6 protein-coding genes and 1 pseudogene are annotated in these 9153 nt (G+C 70.1%); 3 read left to right on the top strand and 4 right to left on the bottom strand.

Going from position 1 to position 9153, the window contains the following annotated elements; translation table 11 throughout:
• The 3 genes from DI573_RS12260 to DI573_RS12250 form a co-directional block, all read left to right on the top strand.
• The coding region (locus DI573_RS12260) for a sugar transferase (RefSeq protein WP_292814652.1) at positions 1-1115 on the top strand (1115 nt) is incomplete at its 5' end.
• Between the two features lie 23 nt (positions 1116-1138).
• Positions 1139-2359, top strand: a complete 1221-nt coding sequence (locus DI573_RS12255) for a DUF1972 domain-containing protein (RefSeq protein WP_292814650.1) — start codon at positions 1139-1141, stop codon at positions 2357-2359.
• A complete protein-coding gene (locus tag DI573_RS12250; RefSeq protein ID WP_292814647.1) occupies positions 2346-3329 on the top strand; it encodes a hypothetical protein in 984 nt (327 codons plus the stop codon). The genes DI573_RS12255 and DI573_RS12250 overlap by 14 nt, the downstream gene beginning before the upstream one ends.
• Positions 3330-3352: 23 nt before the next feature.
• Here the strand turns inward: DI573_RS12250 and DI573_RS12245 are convergent, their stop codons facing one another.
• From DI573_RS12245 to DI573_RS12230, 4 genes and pseudogenes are all read right to left on the bottom strand, one after another.
• Entirely contained in the window at positions 3353-4735 is a 1383-nt protein-coding gene (locus DI573_RS12245) for a polysaccharide biosynthesis tyrosine autokinase (protein WP_292814644.1), read from the bottom strand.
• A gap of 1067 nt (positions 4736-5802) precedes the next feature.
• A complete protein-coding gene (locus tag DI573_RS12240; protein WP_292814641.1) occupies positions 5803-7383 on the bottom strand; it encodes a hypothetical protein in 1581 nt (526 codons plus the stop codon).
• A gap of 96 nt (positions 7384-7479) precedes the next feature.
• On the bottom strand, positions 7480-8367 hold the full coding sequence (locus tag DI573_RS12235) for a PKD domain-containing protein (RefSeq protein WP_292814639.1): 888 nt from the start codon (positions 8365-8367) through the stop codon (positions 7480-7482).
• Positions 8364-9153, bottom strand: a pseudogene (locus DI573_RS12230) (hypothetical protein); the annotation flags it as partial. The gene DI573_RS12235 and the pseudogene DI573_RS12230, both read right to left, overlap by 4 nt.

Below are 9153 nucleotides of genomic sequence, written 5' to 3'. Positions count from 1 at the left end.
AGTGGCAGGGCATGCGCGTCCAGCTGATCTTCGCGATGCCGATCGGACTCGTCGCCCTGCTCGTCGGCCGCTGGGCCTGGCGCAAGTGGCTGGTACGCCAGCGCCGGTTCGGTCACTACGCATCGCGGGCCATCATCGTCGGCGAGCCCGACGACATCGCCTACGTGGTGGGGCGCCTCCAGCAGGACGCCCTCCTGGGCTACGTCGTCGTGGGCACCGCGACCGCCGACGGCTCGCCCGAGCCGATCATCGTCGATGGACGTCGTCACGAGGTCGTCGCGACCACCCACACGGTCGCGACGGTCGCTCAGGAGCTGGATGCCGACACCATCATCGTCGCCAGCCAGCCCTCCGACGACCCCGACTACGTGCGGCGCCTCAGCTGGCAGCTCGAGGGACGCGCGGCGGAACTCGTGCTCTCGAGCCGCCTGACGGATGTCGCCGGCCCCCGGGTCTCGTTCCGCCCGGTCGACGGTCTTCCGCTGATCCATGTGCGCATCCCCGTCTACGAGGGCGGCCAGCACCTGCTCAAGCGCGCCCTCGATGTCGCGGTGGCGGCGACGGCCCTGCTCGTCCTGCTGCCGCTGCTACCGGTTCTGGCGCTCGCGATCGTGCTCGACTCCCCCGGTTCGGTCTTCTTCCGGCAGACGCGCGTCGGCCGCGACGGCCGCGAGTTCCGGATGCTGAAGTTCCGCTCGATGCGCGATTCGACCGACGCGGAGCTGGCCGCACTGCAGGCCGCGAACGAGGGCGCAGGACCGCTGTTCAAGCTCAAGGCAGACCCCCGGGTCACACGGATGGGGCGGTTCCTGCGCCGCCACTCGATCGACGAGCTGCCCCAGTTCTGGAACGTCCTCGTCGGCGACATGAGCATCGTCGGACCCCGACCTCCGCTCCCCCACGAGGTCACCTCATACGACGGCACCGTCTACCGCCGTCTCTACATCAAGCCGGGAATCACCGGGCCGTGGCAGGTGAGCGGTCGCAGCGACCTCTCCTGGGACGACAGCGTGCGGCTCGACCTGCGCTACGTCGAGAACTGGTCCGTGATGAACGACCTCATGATCATGTGGCGCACCGCCCAGGTCATGATCGATCCGAAGGGTGCCTACTGATGGTCCTCGAACACACTGACATCATGACCGCGGCCAAGGCCCCGGCATCCACCGCGCAGCGGACGCTCTCGATCGCCATGGTGGGCACGCGCGGCGTGCCGGCGGCATACGGCGGGTTCGAGACCGCGATCGAGGAGGTGGGGCGGCGCCTGGTCGACCGCGGGCACCGCGTGACGGTCTACACGCGCGGATCCGAGACCCGCGAGCGCACCTATCTCGGCATGGATCTCGTGCATCTGCCGGCGCTGCACCAGAAGCAGCTCGAGACGCTCAGCCACACGGGCCTGTCGACCCTGCACACCGTTTTCGGTCGGCGCCCCGACGCGGCGTTCGTCTTCAACGCCGCCAATGCACCCTTCCTGCCGGTGCTGCGCGCGCGCGGCATCCCGACCGCACTGCACATGGACGGTCTGGAGTGGAAGCGCTCCAAGTGGGGCGCGCGCGGCAAGGCCTACTACCGGTGGGCCGAGGAGTTCGGCGTGCGCACGGCGGATGCCCTCATCTCAGACGCGCCCGGCATCGCGGAGTACTACACGCACCAGTTCGGCGTGCCGACCGAGCTCATCCGCTACGGCGCCCCGATCCTCGGTGAGATGCCCGACGAGGGCGTGCGCGGTCTGGGCCTCGAGCCGGGCGGCTACCACCTCGTCGTCGCCCGGTTCGAGCCCGAGAACCACCTGCTCGAGATCGTGGAGGGCTACCGTCGCGGCACCGCGCGCCTGCCGCTCGTCGTCGTCGGATCGGCGCCCTACAGCGCCGAGTACACACGCCTCGTGCGGGATGCCGCAGCCGACGATCCGCGCATCGTCTTCCTCGGCGGCGTCTATGACCAGGACCTCCTCGACGCGCTGTATGCGCACGCGTACACCTACGTGCACGGACATTCCGTCGGCGGCACGAACCCGTCGCTTCTGCGTGCCATGGGCGCGGGTGCCGCCGTCGTCGCCTACGACGTGACCTTCAATCGCGAGGTGCTGGATTCGCAGGGCTGGTTCTTCGAGTCCGCGCGCGACCTCACGGCGCTCTTCGCGGGCGTCGAGGCCGACGCGGAGCGGGTCGCGCAGCTCGGGCTCAGCGCACGCGAGCGGGCGTCCGAGGTCTTCCGCTGGGACCGGGTGACCGACGACTACGAGTCTCTGGCGCGTCGACTCGCCGATGGCCGCAGCGTCCACGACGTCGCGCGGCGTGCACGCCGGGCGACGGGCGCGTGGTCGAGCCAGCCGAGCCACCATGCAGCCCGCTGAGTCACCGACCCCCACTCTCGCATTCGTCACCGTCGTCTTCGAGGCCGAGATCGGGCTGCTCGAGCTGCAGGCGCGCTCGCTGCGCGCGCACCTCGCGCCGGGCACCGCGTCGGCCATCGTCGTGCTCGACAACACCGCTCGAGGACTCTCCCGCCGGTCGCGGACGCGCATCGGTCGCGAGTACGGCGCGCTCGAGCCCCTCGTGTCGTACGTCCGCACCGCGGATCTCGGCGTCGGCGGTGCGGTCCACGGGTGGCGCAGCCAGCAGGCGGCCAAGCTCCTGATCGCGCGGCGCGTGCAGTCCTCCCATGTGGTCATCCTGGACGCCAAGAACCACCTGATCGCGGACGCCAGCGTCGACGACTTCGTCGGAGCGGATGGCATCCCCCGCGGCGGCACCCATTCCTACCTCGCACATCCGCTCCGCGATGAGCTGGAGCGCACGCTTCGCCATCTCGGCGCCGACGAGGCCGCGATCTCCGCCGCCGTCGCCGACTTCCCCCCCACCGCCACGCCGTTCGTCGTCGACACGAATGTCGTGCGCGCTCTGATCGACGACGTCGAGAGCTCGGCGGGCACGGGGTTCGCCGAGGCGTTCGAGCGCGCGGGCCTGCTGGAGTTCTTCCTGTACTCCGGCTGGGCTGCGCTGCATCGGCCCGGACGACCGGTGGTCGACGGCCGTCCCATCCCCGCCCCCGTCATCTGGCCGCGCCGCGCGCACCTCGACGGCGTGGAGGCGACGATCGCGGAGGTGCACGAGCAGGACGCGCTGTGGTTCGCGGTGCACCGACGCGTGCTCGCGCGCGGCGACCGCGACACGCGCCGACGCATCGAAACGTTCTGGGCGGAGCGGGGCCTGCTGACCCCGCGCGAGGCGCGCGCCTTCGTCCGACGCTTCCGTCTCAGGTACGCACCGCTCATGGCGAAGACCCGCGCGGTGGAGGCGGTCCGACGCCGCCTCGCATCGTGACCGGCGCGAGGCGGACGGGAGACTCAGCCCCGCGCGTCACCCTCGACCGCGGCATCCTCCGCGTAGTACGAGCGTCGGCGCCGGGCGACCTTGGCCTTGTTCAGCACCACGCCGAGGATGCGCGCACCCGATCCCTGCAGGATGCGCACGCTGTTGGCGAGCTGCGCGCGACGCGTGCGGGACGCGTCGACGACGACCACGACGCCGTCCATGAGCGGCGCGATCAGAGTGGCATCGGCGACGCTGATCACCGGCGGCGAGTCGACCACGACGTAGTCGTAGGCCGCCGATGCCTCGCGCAGGAGCTCGCGCATCGCGTCGGAGGTGAGGATCTCGGCCGGGTTGGGCGGAACGCTGCCGGAGGTGAGCAGGTCGAGCGTGGTGCTGCCCCACGTCATCTTCGCCACCTCGACGTCCACGTCGCCGACGAGGACGGTCGTGAGTCCCACAGCGCCCTCGACGCCGAAGTAGTCGGCGATGCGCGGCCGACGCAGGTCGGCGTCGATGAGGAGCACCCGGTGCTGAAGTCCGGCGAGCGTCAGCGCGAGGTTCGACGAGAACGTGGACTTGCCCTCGCTCGGGGTCGACGAGGTGACGAGGAGACACCGCGCGCTGTCGCTGACATTGGCGTACGACAGCGCGGCACGCACCCGCCGGAACTCCTCGGATGTGTGCCCCAGCGGCTCGCGCGCCACCACGAGCCCGCCCTCGCCACGCGTCCGGGTGACGGAGCCCAACAGCGGCGCGTCGACGACCTGCGCGACCACCGTCTCGTTGCGCACCCTCGTGTCGCCGAGGGTGATCGCCAGGGCGGCGAGCACGCCGACGACAAGACCCAGCAGGGCACCCAGCGCAGCATCCCGGGGCTTGTTGGGGATGGACTGCACCAGCGGGACGACGGCCTCGTCGATGACCTGGGCGGTGATGGTCGCAGCCCCCGCCGGACCCTTGGGCGCGACGTCGCGCACGACGTCCGTGAGGCTGTCGGAGACGGCGTTGGCGATCGCGGCGGCTTCATCGGGGTCGGTGGACGACGCCTGCACCTGGAGGATGACGGTGTCCTGAGGGATCGTGACCTCGACCGATCGCGCGAGCACGCGCGGCGTCGTATCGAGCTCGAGTTCGTCGATGACCGGATCGAGGACACGGGACGACGTCGCCAGCTGCGCGAACGAGAGCATCTGGTTCTGCGTGTACGTCGACCCCTGAGCGAGGTCGGACGCGCTGTTTCCCTGGTTGAGCGCGAAGTAGAGCGTCGCGGTGCTCTGATAGATCGGGGTCACCGTCGAGCTGAGCCCGTAGCCGAGCGCCCCGCCGAGGATCGTCAGACCGACGATCAGGAGCCAGAACTTGCGGATGGCCTCCCTGACGGTGGAAAGAGTCCACGCCGACGAGTCTGGCTTCACTGGGCGGTCCTTCGAGATGGGGACGGGCAACAGAATCGGTGCCGTCCTCGACCGGTCCGCAGCCCCCACCGCGACCGTCTCGGCCCCCGTCCGATGTTACAGTACCCCTCGCCGTTCACACGGAATCCGGGAGCAGGGGGAGTGCCGTGATCGCTCTCTGGTCGACCCTCGCGCGCGTCGGGACGATGGCGGTGTCGCTGGTGTGCGGCATCCTCACCGCACGTCTTGCCATCACGCAGGGCGGGGTGGAGTACTACGCCTTCCTCTCGCTGCTCGTGGCCCTGCCGAGCCTCGTCTCGTTCAGCGACCTGGGCACCGGCGCGGTCGTGGTGAACGGGATCGCGACGAGCAAAGACGTCCGCGCCGACCGACACCTCGAGCGCCAGGTGCGCACGGTCATGCGGATCATGGTGATCTTCGCCGGCGGCATCGCCGTGGTCAATACGGTCCTTCTGCTCACCGGCGGCTGGTACGTCGTGCTCGGCTCCGGAGCGGAGGTACCCGACGCGGGCCTCGCGGCGTTCGTGTGCGTGTCGATCTTCTGCCTCACGATCTGCCTCGGCATCTGGCAGCGCGTGCTGCTCGGTCTCGGCCGCAACCCCGTCGTGATCCTGCTGCAGGGGCTGATCTCGCCCCTCGCCCTCTTCGTCGTCTGGGCATTCCTCGCGACAGGCTCGGAGGCCCTCAAGTCCTACCTCGCGCTGGGATCGTTCCTCGCGACCTTCACGGTCGCGGTCATCGGACTGCTCGTCGCGATCCGCAGCAGCGGTCCTCTCATCCCGCGCGCCCTGCGCGTGCTGTTGTCTCCGCGCAGGCATCCCGGCGTGAAGGTGATGGATGTCGGCTGGCCGATGATGGCCCAGCTGCTCTCCAGTCCGCTGTCGATGGCGCTGCCGCGCTACATCCTCGCCCAGCTCGCCACCGGGGTCGCGGTCGCCCAGTACGGTGTCGCGGGCCAGGTGTTCTTCGCGCTGCAGGCGCTCGTGGCGGCGGCGGGCGTCACCCTGTGGCCGCACTTCGCAAAGGCGCGGGCGAACGGATCGATCCGCCGCGGGCCCTTCCTCGCGTCAGGGCTGTTCGGGGCGATGATCGTCACCGCCACGGCCGTGATCCTCGCGATCGGTCCGTGGCTGTTCGGCATCATCTCGGACGGCGAGCTCGAGATCACGCCTGACATCATCCTGGCGTTCGGGCTCATGATCACCCTGCAGGCCGTGCTCTACCCGCTCGGGATGTTCATGATGGACCGGCCCGGCATCCGGTTCCAGGTCGCCCCTTCGCTGCTCATGGCCGCGAGCACCGTGGCCCTGACGTACGTGCTGGTGCCCGTGTTCGGGGTGAACGGTCCGCTGCTGGCCAATGCCGCGAGCGTGATGGTGTTCCAGATCATCCCGTACACCGTCTACATCCTGCGCAACCGCGACAGGCTCTACGGCGTGCCCGTCGGGTGAGCGGCGCGGCCACGCGATCGCGAGCCCCACGAGAAACCACAGGTACATGCCGTACTGCGTGATGAGAGCCACCGCGAACAGCGACGGAAGCTGCGCGGTGACCGCGATCGACGCCGGGTTGGCGCGACCGGGCCGCACGACGCTGACAGCCACCATCACCAGCACCGCGATCACGAGGAGCACGGGGATCCAGCCAAAGCGCAGCGCGATCACGAGGAGCGCGTTGTCGATCGAATCGGCGTACTGACCGAGGTAGGTGCCCCCCACGGTGAGACCGGCCCAGTCGCCCGCCGACCCGATGATCTGCACCTGCGAGAGCAGCATCCACAGACTGGAGCGGTAGTCGGCGCTGCCGCTGGCCTCGTCGCCGGCTTCGAGGAAGACCCCGCCCACGAACGGCACGACCACGAGAGCGGCGATCGCGCCGACCGCGATGACCGCGCCGCGGGTGCGGCGGGTCAGCCCCGGCAGCGTGACGACGGACAGCGCCACCGTCAGCACCAGGGTCAGCAGGCCCAGTCGGCTGAAGGTCACAACGGTCGCGGCGGAGATGACGGCCAGGGAGAGGAGCTTGGCCGTGAGCGTCCAGCGGGTCGCGAGCACGAAGGCCGACGACATCGCCAGGGCTGCGCCGAGGGCGATCGAGTGCCCGAAGGCGCCCTCCACCCGGATGAAGCCGCCACGCGGCTGGAGTCTGCCCCACTCCTCGAAGGATGCCCCCATGGCGGGAAGGAGGAGGAAGACGTTGGTGCCCGACGCGAACTCCAGAATGGCGATGACGGCAGCCGCGGTGGCGACCGCCGCGATGATGCGGGTCACGAACGCGGTCGGGAGGCGAGCCAGGACCAACCGCCCCCAGACGTAGGGCAGCACCCATTCCAGGACCGCGATCACGGCCGACGACAACGGCACCATGCGCAGCCCGAAGAGGATGAGCGCCAGGAGCGCGAAGGCCGCGACGAGGGCGTCGGCGGGCGCGAGCGAGACCGAGCGCCAACCCGTGACGACGGCGAGCAGGGTGATCCCCGTCACCGCGGCCCAGAAGAATCCGAGGTTGACCCCGATCCACACCGGAACGAAGAAGAGCGTCAGGGTCCAGACGATGAAGGCCGATCGCGCACTCACCCGGAAGACGACCGCGAGCAGGATGAGGATGCCGACGGCGGTGAGCGCAAGCAGGAGCGCACTGACGTTCATGCGGAACCCCGTCCGCCGCGCATGCCCCGACTCACCCGCCGAGCTTATTACGCCCGGCCGGGGCGGAGATCGCGCGGACCTCCGCCCCGGACCGGATCAACCCAGCGCCGTGACGCGGAAGGCGTCGAAGGTGAGGACTCCGGGTGTCGTCGCACCACCCGCGCGGTTGGCGTGCACGCCGTAGGGCAGAGCCGCCTGCAGCGCCGGGGTCGAATCCGTCACGCTCAGCTGCCACGCCTCGGGCTCCGGAGTTCCGGCCCGCCAGATCTTCGCGGAGATGGTGGTGGTGCCGGACCCGACGACGTCGGCCTTCAGCGTGAACACGTCGCCCGCGGCACGGACCATGCCGGGAACCGGGTATATCCCGAGCACCGTCGATCCCCGCTGCGCGACGAGCCACACGCTCCCGTCGCTGCGCAGCCACGTACGCACCGCGTAGTTGTCGGTCGAGGTGGCCCGCGCAACAAGACCCGCGTACGCGTTTCCGGTGGCCGGGTCGGCGTCGAGCGAGAAGTCGACGCTCAGGCTGATGTCCCGTGCCGACGCCGCGTTGAGCATGAGGTTGCGCGTCTCGGTCGCGTTGAGGGTCACCGTGCCCTTGCCGCCGGCGACCGACGCCGCCGACGCCGCCCCGTACAGCACCGACCACTCCCCGCCGACATCCGACGAACCCCACCCCGACGCCACGGACCGCTCGAAGTCATCCCGTGCCGCGAACGCCTCGGCGGGCGGCTCTTCGGGCTCGACCGGCGGGTCGACGACCGGCGCGCTGACGGTCACGGGCGCCGTGACCGTGTGTGTCGCGCCGTCGTCGTCGATGACCGTGAGGGTCACCGTGTAGGTGCCCGCCGCCGCATAGGTGTGCGACGCGGTCGCCCCCGACCCCGCGGCGGAGCCGTCGCCCCAGTTCCAGGCGTACGAGGCCACCGTGCCGTCGGGGTCCGACGACGCCGAACCGTCCACCGTCACGCTCAGATCGCTCACCGCCGATGAGAACGACGCGACAGGAGCGACGTTCCCGGGCTCCGGTTCGGGCTCGGGCTCCGGTTCGGGCTCGGGTTCGGGCTCGGGCTCCGGTTCGGGAGCCGGCTCCGGATCGGGCTCCACGACGGGTGCTTGGAGGTCGGTGACGCGGAACCGACGGGTGCTTGGAGGTCGGTGACGCGGAACCCGTCGAAGGACACCGTGCCCGACCCGGTCGCCGAACCCGCCCGCGCATAGTGCGCGCTCACGAAGCCCGCCTGCTGCAGACCCGCCGTCGAATCCGTCACCGACACCTGCCACGACGCCGGCTCCGCCGACCCCACCTTCCACACCTTCGACCGGATCGTCGTCGGATTCACACCCGACACCTCGGTCTTCATCGTGAACACATCACCCGCAGCCCACGTCACCCCGTTCAACGCCGGCGCCGCAAGCACCGTCCCCGAACGCTGCGCAACAAGCCACACCGACCCATCGCTGCGCATCCACGCACGCGTCGTGTAATCCGCCGACGAGCTCTGCCGCGCAGCCAACCCCACATACGAATTACCCGACGACGGAGCCGAACCCACCGAGAACTCCACCGACGACGACACATCACGCACCGACACACCCTGCAACGCCAGATTGCGCGTGTTACCCGCCGGAATCGTCACCGTGCCCTTACCGCCGGACACCGACGCCGCCGACGCCGCCCCATACAACACCGACCACGCACCACCGACATCCGACGAACCCCACCCCGACGCCACAGACCGCTCGAAATCATCCCGCGCCGCAAACTGC

The organism is Microbacterium sp. (assembly GCF_003248605.1).
In the GTDB taxonomy this organism is placed as follows: domain Bacteria; phylum Actinomycetota; class Actinomycetes; order Actinomycetales; family Microbacteriaceae; genus Microbacterium.
This window is presented reverse-complemented; position numbering and strand designations above follow the sequence as displayed.

Coding starts and splice junctions, on each gene's coding strand:
- DI573_RS12255 (WP_292814650.1), top strand. CDS start 1,139: ATGACCGCGGCCAAGGCCCCGGCATCCACCGCGCAGCGGACGCTCTCG.
- DI573_RS12250 (WP_292814647.1), top strand. CDS start 2,346: ATGCAGCCCGCTGAGTCACCGACCCCCACTCTCGCATTCGTCACCGTC.
- DI573_RS12240 (WP_292814641.1), bottom strand. CDS start 7,383: ATGAACGTCAGTGCGCTCCTGCTTGCGCTCACCGCCGTCGGCATCCTC.